Genomic DNA, 23288 nt, shown 5'->3' on the forward strand with positions numbered 1-23288 from the left:
TCATATTATGTATTTTCACTATTTTAGCCACTTGATTAAAAAATCGAGAACAGATGAAATAAAGTTCATCTGGAACCTAAAAAATTAAACATTATTCAGATGAAAAAACAAGACCTGCCTCAAGACGAAAGTAATCTGAAATCCGCCAACATGACAGAAGTACTGTATGTAACGGATGAAAATGATAATTATACAACTGCCAACAGTACCGGCTGGGATGCAAAAAAAGCTGCTTTGGATGAATCTATGGAACTGATTTATGAGAGAATTGAAGAAGCAAAGCAAAATGTTGCCAATAATCTGGTAAGTCCTATCGTTTATTTTATGGAATTCAATAAAATGGATCTGGGAGTATTAGCCTCTTATGTAGGAATGTGGCAATGGAGGGTAAAAAGACACTTTAAACCCAAAGTATTTAAAACACTGAGTGAAACCGCACTGAAAAAATATGCTGATGCATTTGGGATTTCAGTGAATGAACTAAAAAACTTCGACGGGAAATAAATAAAGTGGCACTTCCATTTTATTTACCTATGAAAAAGATATAAACTGCAAATGAAATTAAACTTTGAACACCATCAGACTGCGCATTGCGAAAACGGTGTTGCTTCTAATCTACTGCTTAACAGAGGACTGAAACTAAGTGAGCCTATGATCTTCGGGATTGGCTCAGGATTGTTTTTTGTCTACCTTCCCTTTTTAAAGGTGAATTTTGCTCCGGGCTTCAGCTATCGTCCGATGCCGGGTGCTATTTTCAGTAAAGCGGCCAAGAGATTAGGAATTAAAATCAAAAGAGAAAAGTTTTCTAACCCTCAGGATGCTCAAAAAGCACTGGAAAGAAACTTAGAACAAAATATCCCTACAGGTCTTCAGGTAGGTGTTTTCAACCTTACCTATTTCCCTGAAGAATATAAATTCCACTTCAATGCCCACAATCTTGTGGTCTATGGTAAAGAAGACGGCAAATTCCTGATCAGTGATCCGGTAATGGATTATACCACAACCCTTACAGAAGCAGAACTGGAAAAAGTACGATATGCCAAGGGGGCACTTCCCCCAAAAGGACATATGTATTATCCTATTTATATTCCTGAAGATGTTCATCTGGAAGAAGCGATTAAAAAAGGGATTAAAGATACCTGTAAAAATATGCTGGCTCCTGTACCATTAATTGGAGTAAAAGCGATGAGATGGGTTGCTAAAAGTATCCCGAAATGGGCAGAGAAGAAAGGAACAAAAGTAACCAACCATTATCTGGGCCAATTGATCAGAATGCAGGAAGAGATCGGGACCGGAGGCGGAGGCTTTAGATTTATCTATGGAGCCTTTCTTCAGGAAGCAGCAGTTATCCTTAAAAATGACGAATTAAAAGAACTTTCAAAGGAAATTACCTCCATTGGTGATCTTTGGAGAGATTTTGCAGTAGATATTGCCAGAGTTTATAAAAACAGAAATGCTAAGAGCGATATCTACAACACCTTATCAAAAACAATGCTTCATATTGCAGATTTAGAAGAAGCTTTTTATAAAAAACTGAGAAAAGCAATCTGATATGGCAGAGAATATGATTGAGATCAAAAATCTTTATAAAAAATATAAAAATTCCGATGAGTTTTCCGTCAATGATATCACTTTGAATATCGACAAAAACGAGATCTACGGAATTCTTGGACCCAACGGAGCAGGAAAAACAACTTTAATTTCCATGCTTTCCGGCTTAATAAAACCCACTTCCGGGCAGTTTACCATCAATGGACTGTCTCCTCAAAAAGACAATTTCAAGATCAGAGAGGTCATGGGAATTGTTCCACAGGAGTACGCCCTTTATCCTACTCTTACCGCTAAAGAAAACCTTATGTTTTTCGGAAGCTTGTATGGCTTAAAGCATAAACAGCTTACCAAAGCTATTGATGATTCCCTGGAAATTATGGGGCTTTCAAAATTTGCCAATAAGCAGGTAGGACAATTTTCTGGTGGAATGAAACGCCGTTGTAACCTCATCGCCGGAACTCTTCACAATCCGAAAGTCCTTTTTCTGGATGAACCTACCGTAGGAGTAGATGTACAATCCAAAAAAGTAATTATAGATTTCCTTTTAGAATTGAATAAAAGCGGAACATGCATTATCTATACTTCCCACCACCTTTCTGAGGCGGAAGAATTCTGCACCAAAATCGCCATTATCGATAAAGGAAGAATTCATGCTGTAGGAACTCCTGAAGAGCTTGTTTCTCAGATTGCCCATGCAGAAAACCTTGAAGATGTTTTCATTTCATTAACCGGAAAAGAATTAAGAGATGTTGTTGTATAAATTGTGGAGAAGCTTTATTAAGGAAATTCTTCTGCTGAAAAGAGATATTGGAGGTATTGTCATCATTTTTGTGATGCCGCTGCTTTTGATTGTAACCATTACCCTGATTCAGGATTCTACTTTTAAAAACCTTGAGGGTTCAAAAATCCCAATCATTTTTATTGATAACGATCAATCCGAAGTTTCCAAAAATATAAAAGGGGAACTGGAAAATAGCAAAACATTTCAGCTGCTAACCAATTTCAACGAAAAATCAGCACAGGATGCTGTTTTTGCCGGAGATTATCAGATGGCCATCGTTATTCCTGAGGATCTTACAAAGGATTTAAATTCTAATATTGATTCCAAGGTTCAGACGATTGTAAGTTCATTTGGATTAGAGGGTGATTCTGCAAAAACAAAAATAGAAGCTCCAAAAGCCAAAGAGATTCATTTGTATTTTGACCCGGCTACCAACGCAGGATTCAAAAATTCTGTGATGAATTCTGTGAACAAAATGGTTTTTGAGATCGAAAATAAAAAGATCTACAAAGCCTTTCAGGATCAACTGGGAACAACAGAAAACCTTGAAGAAAATAAAAACCTAATCAGTTTCAAGGAAATCATCCCGAAAAAAGGAGAAATGGATATCATGCCGAATTCCGTTCAGCATAATGTTCCTGCCTGGACTCTTTTCGCTATCTTTTTCATCGTGGTTCCTTTGTCTATCAACCTTGTAAAGGAAAAAAGCCAGGGAACAAGTGTAAGAGCCAGAATAAGCCCTACTCCCTATTTTGTTCATATTTTAGGAAAGACATTTACCTATCTGATTATCTGCCTTATTCAATTTTTACTGATGGTAGCTGTAGGGATCTATCTTTTCCCATATATGGACCTTCCGGCGTTTGATGTATCCGGAAAAATGTTCCAGCTCGTTACAGTAACTCTCTTTGCCGGGCTTGCTGCCATTGGATTTGGAGTATTACTGGGAACCATTGCAGATACCCAGGAACAGTCAGCCCCTTTTGGAGCAACATCTGTAGTAGTCCTGGCAGCAATTGGAGGAATCTGGGTTCCGGTATTTTTAATGCCTGAATTCATGCAGACTGTCGCTAAATTTTCTCCTATGAATTGGGGATTGAATGCTTATTATGATATTATATTAAGAAACAGTGGAATCGGCGGGATTGCCAAAGAACTGGTATTCCTGTTTTTATTTTATATTGCCACCGTATCCATTTCTATTTTTTATGAAAGGAAACTTCATAATATTTAATTTATTTTATTACTAATATTGTCAGGAAGTTTCTGGCATTCATAAAAAACAACACTCAGGAAGAAAAACATGCATTCTAACGAAAATATATTAACCTTTACCGAAGAAGTAAGAGTACGATTCAATGAGACAGACCCGCTCGGTATTGTCTGGCATGGCCATTATATCGTTTATTTTGAAGACGGAAGAGAAGCCTTCGGGCGCCAGCATGGTCTCACTTACCTTGATATTCAGAAGGCAGGCTATGTAACCCCTATTGTAAAAAGCACCTGTGAACATTTTCTTCCCTTAAAATATGGAGAAACCTTCAGAATTGTGACCACTTTTGTCAATTCTGCTTCCGCGAAACTTATCTATAAGTACGAACTTTTCAATCACGAAAATAAATTGGTGTGCAGTGGAGAAACTGTTCAGGTATTTCTGGATAGCAACGGAAGTTTATGTTTATACAACCCGGAATTTTTTCAAGCCTGGAAAGATAAAATGGGATTATCATGAAGAAAGAAATTTATATTACAGATTACAACTGTGTAACTCCTCTTGGCTTTGATGTAGATTCTAACTGGAATGAACTTTTAGCTGGAAAATCAGGGGTTGATTTACATAAAATTATAGAAAGCCAGGATGCTTTTTACGCCTCCGGAATCAATTCTGAAAAGCTGAATGAAGAATTTGACAGAGTATTCTCTCAAATTGAACAACAAACATTCACAAGGCTGGAGAAGATGCTTCTTCTAAGCATGAAGTCTTTAGTGGAAAAACATACTATATCTGAAGACACAGCGCTAATTCTTTCGACGACAAAAGGAAACATCAGTTTATTAAAAAATCAGACTGAATTACCGGAAGACGTTTACTTGTCGTACTTAGCTCAGAAGATTGCTGATTTTTTTGGATTTAAAACCAAACCTATCGTGGTTTCCAATGCCTGTGTTTCTGGGGTAATGGCTATTGCAGTAGCTAAAAATATAATTCAGGCAGGAAAATATAAAGATGCTTTTGTAATCGCAGGTGATGAGATTTCGGAATTTGTAATTTCCGGTTTCAATTCATTTCAGGCGATTGGTTCAGAACCATGCAAACCTTATGATAAAAATCGGAACGGAATCAATATTGGTGAGGCAGCCGCAGCAGTTTACCTCACTACAGAATTTTCAGAAAATGAAAAATTAAGATTTAAAGTATTGGGAGATTCAGCTATCAATGATGCTAATCATATTTCCGGACCTTCCAGAACAGGAGACGGTTTATACGGAAGTATCAGAAATGCAATGATGGAAGCCAATGTTTCCGCACAGCAAATCGATTTTATTTCAGCCCACGGAACAGCAACATTATACAACGATGAAATGGAAAGTATCGCCTTCAGCAGAATGGAACTGCAAAACGTTCCTTTAAACAGCATGAAAGGATATTATGGGCACTGTCTGGGTGCTTCCGGTCTTCTGGAAAGTATTATTTCGATGGAAAGTGCTCTTCAAAACACTTTAATTCCTTCTAAAAACTTTGAGGAAATGGGTGTATCTCAACCTTTGAATATTATCAGGGGAAATCAGGCTGCAACTGTAAGATATATTTTGAAGACGGCATCTGGTTTTGGAGGCTGTAATGCAGCAATTGTGCTGGAAAAATGTTAAAATGAATAGGATGAAGAGAATAAGCAGCTGCACCATAGAACATTCAAAAATAATCGTTGATGGAAACCTTATTTTTGAAACCGAAAGCAATACATTCCTGGAATTTGCAAAAGAAGCCTATAAAAGCCTGGCACTCAGTTATCCGAAATTTCATAAAATGGATAGTCTGAGTAAATTGGCCTTTCTCTCTGCCGAGATGCTTTTAAAAGAGGAAGACCACAGCAGAACAGCATTAGTTTTTGCCAACAAATCATCCAGTCTGGATACTGACTTCAAATATCAGGAAAGTATCAATTCACAGGAGAACTACTTCCCTAGTCCGGCTGTCTTTGTTTATACCCTGCCTAACATCTGTGTAGGGGAAATCAGCATTAAACACAAAATGCAGACTGAGAATGCTTTCTTCGTTTTGGACGAATTTGATGAAAATTTTTTAAACAAATATGCTGAACAGATCCTCCTTTCTAGAAAAGCTGATAAAGTATTATGTGGCTGGGTTGAATTATTTCAAGAAAATTATAAAGCTTTTGTATATTTGCTCACATTATAAATTTGATAATTTGAAAATGTGCTATTTCTATCATGTAAAATGTTAGAATTTAAAGTACAATAACTATTCAACAGATTTTTTTTATTTAAAATCCAATGTCTGATAGAATTCACTATATTTTCAAATTATCTCATTAACATATTTTCAAATTAAACCCTTTTATGGAAAACTTAAAAACTGAATTGAAGCACAAAATTATTGAAGTCCTTAACCTTGAAGATGTTTCTGTAGAAGAAATCAAAGATACAGATCCTTTATTTGGAGGCGGATTAGGATTAGATTCTATCGACGCATTAGAATTGATCGTTCTTCTTGACAAAGACTATGGAATAAAATTAGCCGATCCTAAAAAAGGAAAGGAAATTTTCCAATCTATCGATACCATGGCTAAATTCATCGAAGACAACAGAACAAAATAATTTTTTTCAAACGCTAGGTTCGCTGAGCTTTTTAACCATCGGAAAATATTTTTCGGTCGCAAAGGCGCTTCGCTTAGCAATGAACACTAATTGTATTTTCTTGGCTGAGTGAAACGCCCTTGCGAGCTTAAAAAACAGTTTAAAAATAAAGCTTTGCACTCATTGCGTTAAATAATTCATAGAAAAACTAATTAATGAATCAAAATATTGCCATAACAGGAATGGGCATCATTTCCTCCATTGGAAATAATGTAGAGGAAAATTTTATTTCATTACAAACCGGAAAACACGGTATTTCAGATATACAAATGTTTGAAACCCGTCATGCCGGAGCGATTAAAACAGGTGAAATAAAATTATCCAATGAAGAACTTGTACAGAAACTTCAGCTTAACGATGATAATAATGTTACAAGAACCTCTTTATTAGGAATGGTTGCCGCCAAAGAAGCTGTAGAAAATGCCGGAATATCAAACATTAACGGATACAGAACCGGACTTATTTCTTCTACCAGCGTCGGAGGAATGGATATTACTGAAAAATATTTCTATTCCTATGAAGACTTTCCTGAAAAGCAAAAATACATTGACGCTCATGACGCCGGAAATTCCTCATTGGCTATTGCCGATCATTTGGGATTAAAAGGTATGGTTTCTACCATCAGTACAGCTTGTTCTTCTGCAGCCAATGCTATTATGATGGGGGCCAAACTTATTAAAAATGGAGTTTTGGATCGTGTTATTGTTGGAGGAACAGATTCTCTCTCAAAATTTACACTGAATGGGTTCAATACCCTGATGATCCTTACAGACTCATACAATACTCCTTTTGATAATGACAGAAAAGGATTAAACCTTGGAGAAGCGGCTGCTTTTTTAGTGCTGGAATCCGAAGAAGTTGTTAAAAAAGAAAACAAACAGGTGCTGGCCTATCTTTCCGGCTATGGAAACGCTAATGACGCACATCACCAAACCGCCTCTTCTGAAAACGGACAAGGAGCATTTTTAGCGATGCAGAAAGCGCTAAAGGTTTCTGGATTGAAAAAAGAGGACATCGATTATATCAATGTTCACGGAACAGCAACTCCAAATAATGATCTATCTGAGGGAATTGCCATGATCAGGATTTTTGGAGAAAATAATGTCCCTGAATTCAGCTCTACAAAAGCATTTACAGGACATACACTGGCTGCCGCAGCCGGAATTGAAGCTGTATTTTCAATTTTAGCGATGCAGCACAACCTTATTTTCCCCAACCTGAATTTCAAAACAAAAATGGAAGAGTTCGATTTAACTCCGGTCACTGAACTGAAGAAGAAAAATATCACTCATGTACTTTCCAATTCATTTGGATTCGGTGGAAACTGTTCAACTTTAATTTTCTCGAAATCATGAGTACAGTATACATCAACAGTGCATCCTGTATCTCAGTTCAGGACACTTTAAACGAAAATATCCTTCAAAATCTTAAACCGGAAAATTCGGTGAAGATCATTAAAGCCATAGAACCTAATTACAAAGAATTCATTCCTCCCGCAATGATTAGGAGAATGTCTAAAACCGTAAAAATGAGTTCCGTAGCTTCACATTACGCTTTAAAAGAAGCTGGAATTGAACAGCCGAATGCTATTATTGTAGGAACCGGAATGGGATGTTCACAAGATTCTGAAAAGTTTTTGAAAAACGTGATTGATAATCATGAGGAATTCTTAACACCTACATTTTTTATTCAGTCTACTCATAATACTGTTGCAGGCCAAATTGCATTGGGATTACAGTGCCACGCCTACAACTTCACCTATGTAAATACTTCGTCATCGTTGGAATTTTCTTTTTTGGATGCCCAACTTCAGATAAAGGAGGGTGAAGCAGAAAATGTTCTGGTTGGCTCAACTGATGAGCAGACCGATAGAACAATGGAACTCTATTGTCTGAATAATACCATTAAAAAAGAATCAGATCTGCCAGTAGATTATCTGCATTCTACCACCAAAGGTGTTATTTGGGGTGAAGGCGCCAGTTTTTTTGTAGTTGGAAAAGATAAAACAGAAAAAACCTACGCAAAACTCACCGACATTAAAATCAGCAATAGATTGGAGCTGAATGAAACCTCAGATTTTATTCACGAGTTCTTAACTAAAAACAATCTAACAGCCAACGAAATTGATGCTGTCATTTTGGGTTTCAGCGGTGATGCAGCCTCTGATGTTTATTATACAAAAGCAATGCATCTGTTTCCGGATTCAGCATTACTGTACTACAAACATTTGAGTGGAGAATTTAACACGGCAAGTGGTTTTTCTACGTTTATAGCATGTCATATTCTTAAGGAACAAAAGATTCCGGAAGTGATGATGATTAACGCAGAGAAAAAGCAGGAAGTAAAAAATATACTTCTTTACAATCATCTGTCAGGTGATGATCACAGCTTAGTATTACTGGAAAGAGCTTAATGATTTTATTGTAAGGTAGTTTTTGTCATTCAGAGCGAAACAAAGTGAAGCGTGGAATCTCAATATAGATAGTTTGAATATATAGGTTTAGACTCTTACAGAGTGACAAGAAGAATATTAAAAACATCTCAAAATTATATAAAGTAATCTTTACGGTCATTCTGACGAAGGAAGAACCTCTACTAGAAATACCTCACTAATCATGAAACATTATTCATTCATCCTGTTTTATCTCTTCTGTAACGTTTTTATCTATGCGTTTCATGGAAGTCTTTGGGTGTATATGGCATGTTTCCTTGCTTTTTCAGCAGTCGTGGTTTGGGGATCATTTGCTATTGAGCTGGGATATTTCGTCAACAGTATTACCCATAAAAGAACAAGAATTAAAGAAGTAGCCCTTACTTTTGATGATGGTCCTACGGAATTTACGCCTAAGTTTTTAGACCTACTCAAAGAGCATGAGGTAAAAGCGACTTTTTTCTGTATTGGAAAACAGATTGAAAAATATCCTGAAACCTTTCAAAGAATCATTACTGAAGGGCATACCATAGGAAATCATACTCTATCGCATTCCAATTCAACAGGTTTTTTATCAACTTCAAAAATGATGGCAGAGATTGAAAACTGTGATAAAGTCATAACGAAAGTTGGGAATATACAAACCCATTTATACAGACCGCCTTTCGGGGTTACCAATCCCAGTATTGCCAAAGCAATACAACGAACTCATAAAACAAGTATTGGTTGGAATGTCCGCTCTCTGGACACTATTACTGATGATGAAAAGAAAATCTACCAAAGAGTAACTAAAGGTCTGAAAAAAGGGAGCATTATTCTCCTTCATGATACTTCAGAAAAAACGTATCGTGTACTGGCAGATTTATTAGTATTTTTGGCGGATAAAAAGTATTCAACATTTACCGTTGATTCCATTACAAATTCAAGAAAAAATGATTAAAAATATTGCTTTCGGAGCATTTTTATTGGTTTCTGGATTCTTTTTTGCCCAAAACACGGCAATGTCTGGAGCAGAAGCTAAAGCATTTGTAACTAAAGTTTCCGCAGACACCAAGGAAATCAAAACGTTGCAGAGTGACTTTACACAAACCAAGAAAATGGATTTCCTGGATAAAAGTATTGTTACGTATGGAAAAATGTCTTTGCAGACTCCCAATATGCTAAGCTGGAAATATACGAAGCCTTACCAGTACAGCATCGTTTTTAAAAGCAACAAGATCTACATCAATGATCAAGGGAAGAAATCTTCTGTAGATGCCAAAAGCAAGACTTTTGAAAAGATCAACAAACTGATTGTCGGAAGTTCAAACGGAACGATGTTCAACGATCCGGAATTTACAGTAACGTATTTCAAAAACGGAAATTACAATGTGGCGAAATTCGTTCCTAAAACTTCTCAATTGCTGAAATACATTAAGCAGATTGAACTCTATTTTCCTAAAAACCAGTCTACCGTTTCTCAGGTGAATATGACAGAAGCTTCGGGAGATACTACGAATATTGTTTTCAAAAACACAAAGATTAATGCTTCGATTCCTGCGTCAGAATTTACTTTATAGCGTGATTCTGGTACTGGCTGTATCCTGTAAAACGTATCAGCTTACTGATGTAAAACCAGTTCCACCAACGAAAAAAACAGTTGAAAATCTTTATTTTTCGTCTGCTGAAGATTATGTGTATAAATGTCAGATGGATATTTATAAAAATCATGTAAGCGGGATTCTGATTATCAAAAAACTGAATGAAACGACACACCGTGTCGCCTTAACTTCTGATTTCGGGAATAAGCTAATTGATTTTGAGATCTCCTCGGATAATAATTTTAAGCTCAATTATGTACTTCCTGATCTGGATAAGAAAATTGTGATTAACTTTCTGAAAAATGACTTTCAGCAGCTGTTAAAAAGACAATATCAGGTGAATGAAAGTTTTGAAAATGCAAATGCTAAAATCTATCTCTCCAAGATTGACAATAAAAGCTATTATCTGTTCTTCAACAAAGAAAATAATCTGCTAAAACAAATCATTTACACGAAAAATAACAAAGAAAAGATCGATTTTACTTTTGATGCAAAAAAGCATATCTTCGCAGACAGCTTAAACTTACAACATAAGGATTTTAAGATCAATATAAGACTATTTCAAATAACCGAAACAGAATGATTTCCAACATAAAAACAGGCTTATATCATTTTCAAACCGGATTTTATCATCCCTTTTAATCTTAAAAAATAAGATCATGCAGACCATTCTTACAGACTTTTATACACTTACATCATACGAAAAAACAGAAAACGGAAGCTTTACAGCTCATATCCATTTAAATAAGGATCATGATATTTTCAAGGGACATTTCCCTGGAAATCCTGTAACTCCCGGAGTTTGTATGATGCAGATCATTAAAGAACTGACAGAAGAATTTACAGGTTCAAAATTATTTTTAAAAACAGCATCGAATATAAAGTTCATGGCGATTATCAACCCTTTTGAGACTCCTGATCTGAAACTTCAGCTTGATATTGCAGAAGATGGTGAAGATGTTAAAGTAAAAAATGTAACCTCTTTTGGCGAGACTATTGCATTGAAACTGTCTGTAAGCTATAAAAAATTAATGTCATGAAACTTATTTTATCCTTCGTAGCGGCATTTTTATTTTTCTTTCAGCCTGATCTCGATGCCCTGAGAAACAGCTATGCCAAGGCCAATGAATCAAGTACCAATACCTCGAATTTTATTGAAGTTGCCGAGAAACAATCAGGTTCTGATCCAGTAACTTTAGGATATAAAGCAGCTGCCAAAATTATGGAAGCCAAAGTATCTAAAGGCAACAGAAAAGCGCTGGTAAAAACGGGAGCAACTAATCTTGAAGGTATCATCAAGAGTAATCCTAATAATGCAGAATTGCGTTTAATCAGATTAAGTGTTCAGGAAAACATCCCTAAAATTGTGGGATACAGAGGAAGCTTAAAAGATGACAAAGCATTTCTTCTGAACAATTACAGCAAACAGAATACCGCTTTAAAAAACTATATCAAAAGGTTTGCAATGCAGTCCAAAACGATGACCGAGGCGGAAAAAGCCACTTTAAAATAAAAACATGTCCCTTGCTGAAGTACAAAATGTAATTTCCGAAAGGAAAATCTGCGTTTTAATACCTACTTATAATAATGAGAAGACCCTGAAAAGGGTCATTGACGGTGTTTTAGATTACACCGAAAGTATTATTGTGGTGAATGATGGCTCCACCGACTCCACACCTCAGATTCTTAACCAATACCCTCAGATTACGGTAATTTCCTTACCTGAGAACAAAGGAAAGGGAAACGGGCTTAAAACAGGCTTCAGAAAGGCAAAAGAATTAGGTTATGATCATGCCATCACTATTGATTCTGACGGACAACATTATCCGGACGACCTCCCTGTATTTGTAGAAGCACTTCTTCAGGAAAACGAAGATGTTCTTCTGATTGGAAACAGAAACATGTCTCAGGATGGGATTCCAAAGAAAAGTAGCTTTGGAAATAGATTTTCCAATTTCTGGTTCTGGTTTGAAACCGGAATTAAACTGGAAGACACTCAATCCGGATACAGACTTTACCCTTTGCATAAAATTCCAAACAAATATTTTACCCCTAAATTTGAATTTGAAATTGAGATCATTGTAAGAACTGCATGGAGACACATTCCCGTAAAAAACGTTCCGATAAAAGTGTTGTATGATCCTGCAGAACGTGTTTCTCATTTCAGACCGTTTAAGGATTTTACCCGAATCAGTATTCTGAATACAATTTTGGTCACCATTACCCTATTCTACATTATTCCGAGGAACTTCGTGAATAATTTCAAAAAAAAAAGCTTTAAAAAGTTCATAAAAGAAGATGTATTGGAAAGCGACGGAAGTAACCGCACAAAGGCTTTTTCCATTGCTTTTGGGGTTTTCATCGGACTTTCTCCTTTTTGGGGATTTCAGACTTTACTTGTCATTAGTTTATCTGTCCTTTTCAAACTGAATAAAGTGCTGGCATTTGTAGCTTCCAATGTAAGCTTGCCTCCTTTCATTCCTTTTATCATTGCAGCTTCCTTATTTTTGGGAGCACCATTTGTAGATGGAAACAGCAACTTCCTGAGCCAGGATCTTAACTTCGAACTGATTAAAAATAATCTGCTTCAATATGTAATCGGAAGCTTCATCCTGAGCACTACCTTATCTGCTGTGGCTGGAATAAGCACTTTTCTTTTCCTGAATAAACTAAATCCGGAAAATAACTAAGCTAAAAGAAAAGCCCTGAAAATATTCCTGAGCTATATTACTTGTTAATCTTTTTATTGATTTTATTAAGATATTTTTCAACCATTTTCCGATCCGGAACAGTGGTTATTTCCTTGGTAAGCGCCTTTTCAAATTCTATTTTTGCCTGGGAATATTCTTTTTTGTGATAATAATACTTTCCACTCAAAAAATAGACTTTCCAGAAATCAGGATTCAAAGACTGATAATAAGGGATAGCATCTTCTGTTAATCCAATCTTTTTATTTTCTGCGGCTTCATTGATTTCTTTACTCAGTATTCTTGAGATTTCATAATTTTCAAATTCTTCAGAATCTGCAAAGGGATCACGTGGAATATTCAATTCTGATTTTGAAAAATCATTAGGCTTTAAAACCTTATCTGAAAATATTTCATTGAGGTCATAGCAAACAAACTCTCCCAATTGGTAGGGATTAGAAGATACCCAGGCTAATTTCTTCTCAGGTGAAAAGATAACAGCATGGTGGGCCAATAGCTGATTTAAAGCTTTCTCATTTCCATAGCCAATACTTTTATTCTTTAAACCTGACCTGTTTCTTAAAATAGATGCCATTTTCTCAGGTGTCAGCTTTTTTTCGTCCTGTAAAAGCTCCTGTAGCTTTTCATAACGGTATTTCGAATGACTTTCTTCAATTTGCTTCTGATTTTTCACATCATTTTTATACCCTTCAGACTGAAAGTGATTGGTACAAAGCACTCTGCTGGTATTCTGAACCCTGTAAACGTCAAAGTTTTTCGGTGAAACTTCAATAATGACCGCATTCTTATCATGAGCACTTCCCACTAAGATGGATTCCGAAACGAAAACCTTTCTCTTTTTGGCAATAGCAATCGCTTCTTCAATATTTTTAGCATATTGTAAAATTTCTCTTGTCACCAGGGAAATTGGAGTTTTTGCGGTTAAAGGAATTCTTGATTTCCCCGCATTGATGGTTACGGTTATTCCTTCTTTATTCATTCCTGAAACCACGCCTATCATTCCAGGCCAGCTTACAGACATATAGGGAATACCATTTTCCGGTTCCACGAATTCAATCAGTTTATTTTGAGCAAACTCATCGCCTACATAAAAATCAAAGTTTCTTCCGATCAGCATGTCACCATCTTCTGTATTTTCATTCCAGACTGCCAGAGAAGTACAACCTACCATTGCCAGATCCTGCATAGCATGTCCAATATCATGTGCCCCATGCAAATAAAGATTCCTCAAATACCTTGGTGCTATAAAATCATACTGATCTGATGAATATTGTGATAATCCATACAATTCTACCTGATAGTCTTCTCTTACATTGAGATACATCTTACGGTTATACCATTTTAAAAAGGTATTTAAGAGCTTCTGTTTAAACTTTGAAGGGACGAAGCTTTCCACCTTGGAAAAGAAAATTCCTTCTTGTTTCTGCATGAGATCTTGAGTTAACGCGCCGTTGTTATATCCTAACTGCAATGGGTTTCCTTTTATATAAAGTTCCCAGAGCTGTTGTTTATTTTTGGTAAGAAAATTCTGTTTATAGCTGAATGTACTGTCATTGATCCTGTTGACCTTTGGAATTTCCAGAGCATATTGTTTTACATCAGGAAGATGATGGACTGATTTTGATACCCCACAGGAGCTCAGGAGGGAGAAAAAAAAGAAAAGGGGAAGAAACTTTTTATATGACAGGTATTGGATATTAATTTTTTTCACGGTTGTTTTTTATTAGGTCATTGAATCCAAACGACTGTCAATCGTCTCTTTTCCCAGAATCTCAGCACAGGTATTGAATGCACCGATGGTTACCCCCAAAATCCCATGCATATTTACAGATTGTCCTGTAAGAAATAGATTTTCAATTTTTGTACGGGGAGAGACCATTGTTTTAAGAGGATTTTCTGAGTTTTTCATATAACCGTACATATTTCCCTCGAAACTTCCGATATAATCACGATAAGACAAAGGGGAAGAAGTATATATATGCTTAATGGCATGCCTCAAATCAGGAATTCTCTTTTCCAGGGCATCAATCATTTTCTCAGTCTTTTCCAGCTTGAATTTTTCGTACTGTTTTCCTCTTTCATGCTCGCCCGCAACGGTATTGACTGTATTCTCCCATTGTTTGACCTCATCAAAATCCATATAAGAAATTGCAGTAAGACTTTCTGCAAATCCGGGATGGTGTTTTGATGGTGTAGATGAAAGCATATAGGTCTCCGGCCAGGATTCCTTATGGTAGTGGTAAGCATTCCAAACCCGATCTTCTGAAGAATAGTGATAGATATTATAATTAAAGTTCGGCAAACAGTGAGGCTTTAAAACAAGGTACACACTGAAGCAGGATGAAACCGGCTGCCAGCTTAACACCCTGTTAAGAAAAGATTTTTTCAACCTTTCTTCTCCAATCAGCTTGATGGCAGAACGTATTTCAATATTGGAAATAAACTGCTTGGCTGGATATTCCTCTCCTGACTTTGTTTTGACAGAAGTCAAGGTACTGTTTTCATTAAAAATAAATTCAGAAACTTCTGAATGTTTGTGAACTTCGGCTCCATACTGACGAAGCTTTCGAATCAGCAGTTTTGAGATCTGGCTTCCGCCTTTTACACATTTATAAGCACTTTGTATGTAAGAATTTACTGTTAAAGCATGCACATAAAAAGGAACGTTTTCTGAATCTCCGGCATACAAAAAATTAGAACCTAATAAAACTGCCTGAAGGGTCTTATTCTGTGTCACAGATTCTATAAATCTTTTGGTATTTAGATGCAGGATTTCTTCATTGTAGTTATCCTTTCCCACCACGTGATATCTTGGAAACTGGCTGCATACATACTGAATTTCTTCACAATAGTTTTCAAGATTTTCTCTTTCTTCAGGAAAATAAACAGATAACTGTTCTACAAAATTTTGGTAGCCTTGGGCATGTGGATATTTAACATCATCATCACCAAAGGAAATTCTGTCATATCCATCTTCATCCATTTTTTGAAGTTCCAGATCATCCATAATCTCCAGGTAGGAGAAAAAGCGGTTGAGGTTCTGTCCTTTTGAAAGACCTCCTAAGTAATGAACTCCAGTATCAAAAATAAGTTTATCTCTTGAAAAAGTCTGTAGATTTCCACCATACTGGTTATTTTTTTCCAGCACACAAACGTTCAGACCTTCTTTCGCCAAAACAAGAGCCGAAACAAGACCTCCCAATCCGCTGCCGATTACAAGTATGTCATATTCTTTTTTCAAAGGAGAATGTGCTTTTAATTAAGAGATCGGGAAATTAAGAAATTTGAATATTATTTTGTGAGTATTGTACAGGAAAATCCTATTGGGATAATATCATTTTAAATTTCAGTTTCTCAGTATTTCTTAGTGGTTTTGAGTTTTTATTAGTTTTTTAGGGAATAAAAATAGAAAAATTAATCAATATCATCCCAAAAATCAAAATAATTAAACCATTGAAGCGGATATTTTCGCACCATGGTTTCAAGATTCTGAACATAAGAATGTAAAAGCCCCTGAGAGTCGCGATTTTTAATATTTTGAGCCACTCTCGCATATAAATGGTAATGAAGTTTTTTTTCTTTCATCACGTAGACATAGACAACGGGTACACCCAATCGGGAGGCAATCAAAAACGGACCTGCCGGAAATTTGGCACTTTTTCCTAAAAGATCAGCTTCCAGGAATTTTGAACCTTCAAAGTAACGGTCTCCGGTAAAGCAAATCAGTTCATTATTTGACAAAGCCTGATTGATCTCAAAGATATGCGACATATCTTCTTTCACATAAATAAATTTGATACTGCTCTTTTTTACAGAAACACTTTCCAGATATTCCTTGATGACAGTGACTTCCTGATCCGTGGTTACCAGATTGATCTGGCAGTCAAAATCAATATCTGCAAAGAAATGTTCTGCTACTTCAAAGTTACCGATGTGGGCACTGATAAGGACTCCACCTTTTTTAGCAGCCAGAAGGTTTCTCAGGTTTTCAATACCGTCAAATTCATAGGTATATTTTTCTCTCAATCCGGCAGAAATAGCCGTTTTATCAATCAGAACTTGCCCGAAAGTAAAGTAGCTTTTAAAAATAGAACGTTTAGCCTTCCAATATCCGAGATTAAGTCTTTTTTGGAAGTAATAGAGAATGTACTGGTTACTTTTTTTCTGAAACAGAACGTAATAAGCAGCCACAAAGTACAATACGAAATATGAACTTCTGATTCCGATATTTCTAATGCACCAGACGAATATCCTGTAGCCCAGAACCGTCCCTTTAGATTTACCTTTCCACTTGTTCATTAATACAATTTACCAATATATAAAAGTGTACCAATGTAACAATATCTCTGAGTATCCTCTCTTCTATTATTACATTGGTACATTGTAAGGAATATAGATTACTTAATTACTATGCGTTTTTTTCAGCGATCTTATGTTCAATCGTTGTGTAGAAATCATCAAATGTCACCATTTTTTTGAAGTCTGCTTCTCCTAATTTCACTCCGAAATTGGATTCAATCACTACGACCATGTCAATATAATCTAAACTGTCTAGTCCCAGTGTATTTTTAAGGTTGGCATCATTACTGATTTCATCTCCGTCAACTTCAAATTCGTTAACCAGAAAATCATTAACAATAGCAACAATTTTTTCCCTTTCCATGTTTTTAATCAAATTTTTTAACTATTAGTGCAGAATTGGTTCCCCCGAACCCAAAAGAATTTGACAAAAATACATCAATTTTTTGATTTTTTGTTTTGGAGACTAAATTTATCCTTTGAGCTTCATTATCAGGATTCTCAAGATTAATATTTGGTGCTACAAAATCATTCTGCATCATCAGAATTGAGTAGATAACTTCACTTGCACCAGCCATCCAGCACTCATGTCCCGTCATGGATTTCGTAGAACTTACCGGAACTTCACTTCCAAAGATTTCATAAATAGCTTTGGCTTCATTAGCATCACCAATTGGAGTGGAAGTAGCATGAGCATTGATATAATCGATGTCTGAGGCTTTCAAACCTGACTGTTTCAAAGCTCTGTCCATTGCTAAAGCCGGCCCATCCACATTCGGAGTTGAAATATGTCCTCCGTTGGATGAAAAACCATATCCTATGATTTCAGCAATAATAGGTGCTCCTCTTTTTCGAGCAGACTCTAAGCTTTCAACAATTAAAGAAGCGGCTCCTCCACTAGGAATTAACCCATCCCTGTCAGCATCAAAAGGCCTTGACGCTTTTGTAGGTTCGTCTTCTCTTGCTGAAAACACCCCTAATCCATCAAAACTGGCCATAGAATATTTATTGGTTTCCTGAGCTCCTCCACAGATGATCATATCCTGAAACCCATTCTTGATCATCATATAAGCAAGCCCTAAAGAATGTGAACCGCTTGCACAGGCAGCACTGATGGTAAGATTGATTCCTTTCAGCTTAAAGATCGTAGAAAGGTTCATGGTTACTGTTGAATTCATTGATTTAAAGATCGCTCCCGATCCCATCAATGTAGTATCTTTCTTTTCCCTTGCAATATCGATAGATTCTACCACTGCCTGGGAAACACTGTCATTTCCGTATAAGATCCCAACTTCATGGGTATCTAAAAAGGTTTCATCAAGATTAGCCTGTTTGAGAGCATCCATGGTGGCCAGATAAGCATATTCACTTTCTTCACCCATGCTTACGCGCTGGCGTCTGTTCAGGAGATTCTTTAAATCAGGTTTTGGAACTACCCCTGTAAGGCCCGATCTGAAACCGAATTCTTTTCTATCCTGATCTAAGACGATACCGGATTTTCCTTGATATAGGGATTCCCTGACCTCTTCTAAAGACGTCCCGATGCAGGAATAAATTCCCATTCCGGTAATTACAACCCTATTTTCCATGTGTTCATATTGAATTTAACAATGTATCAGTCTAACAATGTAACAATATTTTCATTGAGATTCCATCAACATTGGTACACTGGTACATTGGTATATTGTTAGATTATTTACGAGTAAATTCCACCGTTAATATTAATGACTTCTCCAGTAATGTATGAAGATTTTCTGGAAGCTAAAAATGCTACCAGATCTGCCACTTCTTCTGCTTCTCCAAATCGATTGGCAGGAATCATTGCTTTCAGTTCATCTTCATTGAATTCCTGAGTCATATCTGTTCTAATGAACCCTGGTGCTACTGCATTTACAGTAATATTTCTCTTCGCAACTTCCTGTGCAAGAGCTTTTGTAGCTCCTACCAATGCTCCTTTAGCTGCTGAATAATTGGTTTGCCCCGCAGTTCCTTTTACTCCGGACACAGAAACCATATTGATAATTCTTCCGTATTTGTTACGAAGTAATTTTTGAATAAAGAAATTAGTAACATTAAAAAATCCGTCCAAACTGGTGTTAATTACACTACTCCAGTCCTCTTTCTGCATCCACATAAAAAGACCGTCTCTTGTAATTCCAGCGTTATTAACGATTACTTCTACCATCGCCTCAGGATTATTTTCCTGCCAGGCTGTTAATACCTGCTGCACTTCTTCAGTATTTCCTACATCAAACTTAAGGATTTCTCCTGTAGCTCCCAGTTCCTCTACTTTAGCCAAAGTTTCCTTTGCTGCTGCTTCATTGGAAGTGTAGTTAATAAGTATATGATAGTTCTTCTCTTCAGCCAGTTTTATACAGATTGCCCTCCCGATTCCTCTGGAGCCTCCTGTTACGATTGCACATTTCATGCGTTAGTGTTTATGTTGTTTTAGTTTTTTTAAGTTACCTTGTTTTTCTTTTTTAAAGACAATTGACTACTACAAATAATTACATTGACTTTAAATATTTCCTTACTTCTTCCAGATACGGATACATTACCATATCATCTGAGAATGCAGGAATTATTTTTCTTATTTCATCATATAATTCTTTTGTAGAAGATGAAACTTCGTTTTGGAAACCAAGATATTCAATAGCCTGAACGATAGTAATCGCTTCAATGGCCAATACTTCAAAAGCATTTTCAATCACCTTTCTGCAGATTACAGCCGCATTGGTTCCCATGCTTACGATATCCTGATTATCATTATTATTCGGAATACTGTGAACATACATAGGATTAGATAACATCTGACTTTCTGCCGTAGTGGAAGTTGCCGTAAACTGTACGCCCTGCATCCCGAAATTGAAACCTAATTTACCTAAATTTACAAAAGGAGGCAAAATTTCATTGATTTTTGCATTTAAAAGATAGTTCAACTGTCTTTCTGCAAGCATGGTAAGTTTGGTTACTACAATTTTCAGCTTATCCATTTCCAGAGAGATATAATCTCCGTGAAAGTTTCCACCGTGGTAAACATGTCGGTCTTCAACATTGATAATCGGGTTATCATTCGCAGAGTTGATCTCATTTTCAAGAACTTTCTCTGTATACTCTAATGTATCTAATACCGGACCTAAAATCTGAGGAACACATCTTAAAGAATAATATTCCTGTACTTTTTCTTTGAATACTTTCTCCTGTTCTTCAAAGTGAGTATATAAATGGTCTGCTCTTTTTCTGATTAACTTACTGTCAGCAAGATGGGCACGCATTCTCTCCGCTACTTTCTGCTGGCCGTAATGTCTTTTTGTTCCGTTTAATGCTTCTGATAAATGATCGTCATAAGCCTGAACAATCTCATTGATCGCACAAGAAAGTTTAATTGAAATATCTGTCAGCTGATTTGCTTTATAAGCATTTACAATACCAATTCCTGACATTACGGAAGTTCCGTTCATTAGGGCAAGACCTTCACGAATTTCAACCTTTATCGGCTCTAATCCTTCTGTTTCAAAAACCTCTTTGGTAGACTTTCTTTCTCCTTTATAGAAAACTTCTCCTTCTCCAATCAGCACCAAAGCAAGATGAGCCAGCTGAACAAGATCACCGCTTGCTCCTACTCCTCCATGTTCAAAAATTAATGGGATAATATCCCTGTTGATCAGTTCCCTAAGAAGATAAATAACAGATTCATGCACTCCTGAATTTCCTAATGATAAGGTATTCATTCTTGCCAGCATACAGGCTTTCACTTCCTGAGCAGGCAAAGGATTTCCGATTCCAGAAGAGTGGCTTCTGATAAGGTTATACTGAAGCTGGTGGGTATCCTCATCACTGATCTTGAATTGTGCCATTGGCCCAAAACCGGTATTCACACCATATATTACTTTATTTTTTGAAAATTCCTTTAAAAACTGAAAACTTGTATTCACTCTTGATACAAGTGATTCATCCAGTTCTATTTTTTCATTTTCAATAATAATTTTTTGAAAGTCTTTCAGTTCTAAAAAGTTATTTATTTTCATCAATTAAAAGTAATAGTTGATAATTTTGTAAAATATTAATTATTTGTCACTAATTTTGCGGCAAAGATAAAAGTTATTATTAAAATAAAAAATCAAAGATGAGCAAAGAATTTGTTGACGTTCTTGTAATCGGAGCTGGGCCTTCCGGATGCGTATCTTCTTCTTACTTAAAGAACAATAACGTCAGCGTAAAAGTTGTCGAAAAGACAAAATTCCCACGACTGGTAGTTGGTGAAAGCTTAATTCCTAGAGTAATGGACCACTTTGACGAGGCTGGACTTTTCCCTGCACTGGACAAAATGGGCTTTGAAAAAAAACTGGGAGCCCGTTTCCTTCGTGGCGAAGAAGTCTGCATTTTTGATTTTAGCAATAAATTCGGAGAAGGCTGGGATTGGACCTGGCAGGTTCCGAGAGCAGACTTTGATAATACTCTGGCTCAGGAAGTCATTAACAAAGGGGTTGATCTTGAATTTGAAACAGAAGTTATTGATATCAAATTTGATGGAACAGATTCTATCACCACGGTAAGAACGAAAGATGGAGAAACGAAAGAGATCCATGCAAAGTTCGTGATTGACTCAAGTGGTTACGGAAGAGTTTTACCTCGTTTGCTTGATCTTGAAAAGCCATCCAAATTATCTCCACACTCTGCTATTTTCTCTCACGTAAAAGATCTTAACAGAGAACCAGGTGAAGAAGGAACTTTGATTTCTTTTGATATTATTGAAACGGAAGTATGGCTTTGGGTAATCCCTTTTTCTAACGGAAATACAAGTTTAGGAATTGTAGGCCCAACTGAATATATCGAAAAATTATCCGAAAACGGAGATACCACTGAAGCTTTAAGAAAAGCAATTTCTCTTTCGGATTATTACGTGAAACGTTTTGGTGATGTAGAATTCCTTTTTGAACCAAGACATCTGAAAGACTATTCGTGTTCTGTAAAAAGTCTTTTCGGAGATGGATTTGCCTTAACTGGAAATGCCTCTGAATTCCTTGATCCTGTATTTTCTTCAGGAATGGCTTTCGCTACAGAATCAGGAATGCTTGCTGCTAAATTAGCCTTAAGACAACTTAATGGTGAGAAAATCGACTGGCAGACAGAATACACAGATTATATTCTATACGGTGTAGATGTGTTCACCACTTATGTAAAGGAATGGTACACTGGAAATCTTCAAGAATTATTCTTCCACCAACCGGAAAACCCGGATGTAAAGAAAAAGATTTGTGCAGTATTGGCCGGATATGTTTGGAACAAAGACAATCCTTTTGTGAAAAAACATGATACAGTGATTAAGAATCTTGCTAACCTCATCAAATTGGAGAAAGAGCAAGCTCAGGAATAAAAAAACGGTCTGAAAATTCAGACCGTTTTTTGTTATTTTATAACTTCTTTAATTTTTTTTCCTAAATATTTTCCTGTTTGTTCGTAAGCTCCTGCAATTCTACCATACTCCATAACGAAATCCTTATTTTGTGGTTTTCCAAGAACTTTATCTCCTTTAAGTTTCATCACCACATTTGAAGGATTATCTGTTTCTACAAAAGTTAGCTCAGATGTTAATTTAGCTTCCTGCCCTATCAATCCACCATGCCATCCTGCATAGATCCATTTAGCATCAACAATTAGTGTATACTTGGCATGAGTATCTTTTTTGAAAGCAATTTTTTTAGACTTTCTGTTAATTCCTTTCAGAAAATAATCTAAATATTCTGTGCTTTTAAACTTATCCCATTCTCCAATCCATTTCCCCCAGGCTTCTTCACTCTTTTTAGCGATGGTTTCTGCTCTCCTTTTTTCCAGATATTGGGTTTCAGTGTAGTTCTCTACCTGAAAAGCTACATTTTCAAATTTCACCTGAACATTTACTTCCGTCTGATCCTTTAAAAAATCAAAATTTCCAGATTCAACATTAATTTGATCCTGAGCAAAGGTTACTACTCCCATTACCATGAAGACCAACAATAATAATTTTCTCATAATTTAGTTACTAGTTTTTTTATTAAGTGCACAAAGATATTATAAAA

At 36.2% G+C, this 23288-nt stretch carries 25 protein-coding genes; 17 read left to right on the top strand and 8 right to left on the bottom strand.

The window, feature by feature from the left end:
• Positions 1-99: 99 nt before the first annotated feature.
• From DarG to AC3HD6_RS17695, 16 genes are all read left to right on the top strand, one after another.
• On the top strand, positions 100-504 hold the full coding sequence (gene DarG, locus AC3HD6_RS17620) for a flexirubin biosynthesis protein DarG (protein ID WP_488897521.1): 405 nt from the start codon (positions 100-102) through the stop codon (positions 502-504).
• A gap of 51 nt (positions 505-555) precedes the next feature.
• Complete coding sequence (gene darH / locus AC3HD6_RS17625; protein ID WP_488897522.1) at positions 556-1551, top strand: BtrH-related acyltransferase DarH; 996 nt, start codon at positions 556-558, stop codon at positions 1549-1551.
• A 1-nt stretch (position 1552) separates the two neighbouring features.
• Positions 1553-2311, top strand: coding sequence for an ABC transporter ATP-binding protein (locus AC3HD6_RS17630; RefSeq protein WP_488897523.1), 759 nt, complete (start codon positions 1553-1555; stop codon positions 2309-2311).
• Positions 2298-3566, top strand: coding sequence for an ABC transporter permease (locus AC3HD6_RS17635; protein WP_488897524.1), 1269 nt, complete (start codon positions 2298-2300; stop codon positions 3564-3566). Before AC3HD6_RS17630 ends, AC3HD6_RS17635 begins: the two co-directional genes overlap by 14 nt.
• Positions 3567-3635: 69 nt before the next feature.
• Positions 3636-4064 carry an acyl-CoA thioesterase gene (locus tag AC3HD6_RS17640; RefSeq protein ID WP_488897525.1) on the top strand — a complete coding sequence of 143 codons (429 nt, stop codon included), beginning with the start codon at positions 3636-3638 and terminating at the stop codon, positions 4062-4064.
• Positions 4061-5203: a beta-ketoacyl synthase N-terminal-like domain-containing protein gene (locus AC3HD6_RS17645; RefSeq protein ID WP_488897526.1), complete on the top strand. Its 1143-nt coding sequence runs from the start codon at positions 4061-4063 to the stop codon at positions 5201-5203. The genes AC3HD6_RS17640 and AC3HD6_RS17645 overlap by 4 nt, the downstream gene beginning before the upstream one ends.
• Positions 5204-5213: 10 nt before the next feature.
• On the top strand, positions 5214-5753 hold the full coding sequence (locus AC3HD6_RS17650; protein WP_488897527.1) for a 3-oxoacyl-ACP synthase: 540 nt from the start codon (positions 5214-5216) through the stop codon (positions 5751-5753).
• Positions 5754-5914: 161 nt separating this feature from the next.
• Positions 5915-6172 carry a phosphopantetheine-binding protein gene (locus tag AC3HD6_RS17655; protein WP_034692439.1) on the top strand — a complete coding sequence of 86 codons (258 nt, stop codon included), beginning with the start codon at positions 5915-5917 and terminating at the stop codon, positions 6170-6172.
• 194 nt (positions 6173-6366) lie between these two features.
• Positions 6367-7566: a beta-ketoacyl-[acyl-carrier-protein] synthase family protein gene (locus AC3HD6_RS17660; RefSeq protein WP_488897528.1), complete on the top strand. Its 1200-nt coding sequence runs from the start codon at positions 6367-6369 to the stop codon at positions 7564-7566.
• Positions 7563-8624, top strand: a complete 1062-nt coding sequence (locus AC3HD6_RS17665; protein ID WP_488897529.1) for a beta-ketoacyl synthase N-terminal-like domain-containing protein — start codon at positions 7563-7565, stop codon at positions 8622-8624. The genes AC3HD6_RS17660 and AC3HD6_RS17665 overlap by 4 nt, the downstream gene beginning before the upstream one ends.
• Positions 8625-8826: 202 nt before the next feature.
• The gene (locus AC3HD6_RS17670; RefSeq protein ID WP_488897530.1) at positions 8827-9582 is read left to right on the top strand and encodes a polysaccharide deacetylase family protein; all 756 of its coding nucleotides are present in this window, start codon (positions 8827-8829) and stop codon (positions 9580-9582) included.
• Complete coding sequence (gene lolA2, locus AC3HD6_RS17675) at positions 9575-10201, top strand: flexirubin biosynthesis/transport protein LolA2 (protein WP_488897531.1); 627 nt, start codon at positions 9575-9577, stop codon at positions 10199-10201. Before AC3HD6_RS17670 ends, lolA2 begins: the two co-directional genes overlap by 8 nt.
• Positions 10167-10805 carry a flexirubin biosynthesis protein LolB2 gene (gene lolB2, locus AC3HD6_RS17680; RefSeq protein WP_488897532.1) on the top strand — a complete coding sequence of 213 codons (639 nt, stop codon included), beginning with the start codon at positions 10167-10169 and terminating at the stop codon, positions 10803-10805. The genes lolA2 and lolB2 overlap by 35 nt, the downstream gene beginning before the upstream one ends.
• Before the next feature lie 76 nt (positions 10806-10881).
• Complete coding sequence (locus tag AC3HD6_RS17685; RefSeq protein WP_488897533.1) at positions 10882-11262, top strand: ApeI family dehydratase; 381 nt, start codon at positions 10882-10884, stop codon at positions 11260-11262.
• Complete coding sequence (locus AC3HD6_RS17690; RefSeq protein WP_488897534.1) at positions 11259-11735, top strand: hypothetical protein; 477 nt, start codon at positions 11259-11261, stop codon at positions 11733-11735. The genes AC3HD6_RS17685 and AC3HD6_RS17690 overlap by 4 nt, the downstream gene beginning before the upstream one ends.
• Before the next feature lie 4 nt (positions 11736-11739).
• Positions 11740-12912 (top strand): DUF2062 domain-containing protein, encoded by a 1173-nt coding sequence (locus AC3HD6_RS17695; RefSeq protein ID WP_488897535.1) that lies wholly within the window; start codon positions 11740-11742, stop codon positions 12910-12912.
• Positions 12913-12949: 37 nt separating this feature from the next.
• Here the strand turns inward: AC3HD6_RS17695 and AC3HD6_RS17700 are convergent, their stop codons facing one another.
• From AC3HD6_RS17700 to flxA, 7 genes are all read right to left on the bottom strand, one after another.
• Positions 12950-14632: a C45 family autoproteolytic acyltransferase/hydrolase gene (locus tag AC3HD6_RS17700; RefSeq protein WP_488897677.1), complete on the bottom strand. Its 1683-nt coding sequence runs from the start codon at positions 14630-14632 to the stop codon at positions 12950-12952.
• 21 nt (positions 14633-14653) lie between these two features.
• Positions 14654-16171: a phytoene desaturase family protein gene (locus AC3HD6_RS17705; protein WP_488897536.1), complete on the bottom strand. Its 1518-nt coding sequence runs from the start codon at positions 16169-16171 to the stop codon at positions 14654-14656.
• Between the two features lie 173 nt (positions 16172-16344).
• Positions 16345-17229, bottom strand: coding sequence for a lysophospholipid acyltransferase family protein (locus AC3HD6_RS17710; protein WP_488897537.1), 885 nt, complete (start codon positions 17227-17229; stop codon positions 16345-16347).
• A gap of 109 nt (positions 17230-17338) precedes the next feature.
• Complete coding sequence (locus tag AC3HD6_RS17715; RefSeq protein WP_034692469.1) at positions 17339-17593, bottom strand: acyl carrier protein; 255 nt, start codon at positions 17591-17593, stop codon at positions 17339-17341.
• A 4-nt stretch (positions 17594-17597) separates the two neighbouring features.
• Complete coding sequence (locus tag AC3HD6_RS17720; protein ID WP_488897538.1) at positions 17598-18818, bottom strand: beta-ketoacyl-[acyl-carrier-protein] synthase family protein; 1221 nt, start codon at positions 18816-18818, stop codon at positions 17598-17600.
• Positions 18819-18925: 107 nt separating this feature from the next.
• Positions 18926-19657 (bottom strand): flexirubin biosynthesis SDR family reductase FlxB, encoded by a 732-nt coding sequence (gene flxB / locus AC3HD6_RS17725; RefSeq protein WP_488897539.1) that lies wholly within the window; start codon positions 19655-19657, stop codon positions 18926-18928.
• 79 nt (positions 19658-19736) lie between these two features.
• The gene (gene flxA / locus AC3HD6_RS17730; RefSeq protein WP_488897540.1) at positions 19737-21257 is read right to left on the bottom strand and encodes a flexirubin biosynthesis tyrosine ammonia-lyase FlxA; all 1521 of its coding nucleotides are present in this window, start codon (positions 21255-21257) and stop codon (positions 19737-19739) included.
• 98 nt (positions 21258-21355) lie between these two features.
• Between flxA and AC3HD6_RS17735 the strand changes: the two genes are divergently transcribed.
• On the top strand, positions 21356-22606 hold the full coding sequence (locus AC3HD6_RS17735; protein ID WP_488897541.1) for an NAD(P)/FAD-dependent oxidoreductase: 1251 nt from the start codon (positions 21356-21358) through the stop codon (positions 22604-22606).
• Between the two features lie 32 nt (positions 22607-22638).
• Here AC3HD6_RS17735 and AC3HD6_RS17740 read toward each other — a convergent pair whose 3' ends face one another.
• On the bottom strand, positions 22639-23241 hold the full coding sequence (locus AC3HD6_RS17740) for a hypothetical protein (RefSeq protein WP_488897542.1): 603 nt from the start codon (positions 23239-23241) through the stop codon (positions 22639-22641).
• Between the last annotated feature and the right edge of the window lie 47 nt (positions 23242-23288).

Source organism: Chryseobacterium sp. II3a (assembly GCF_057815135.1).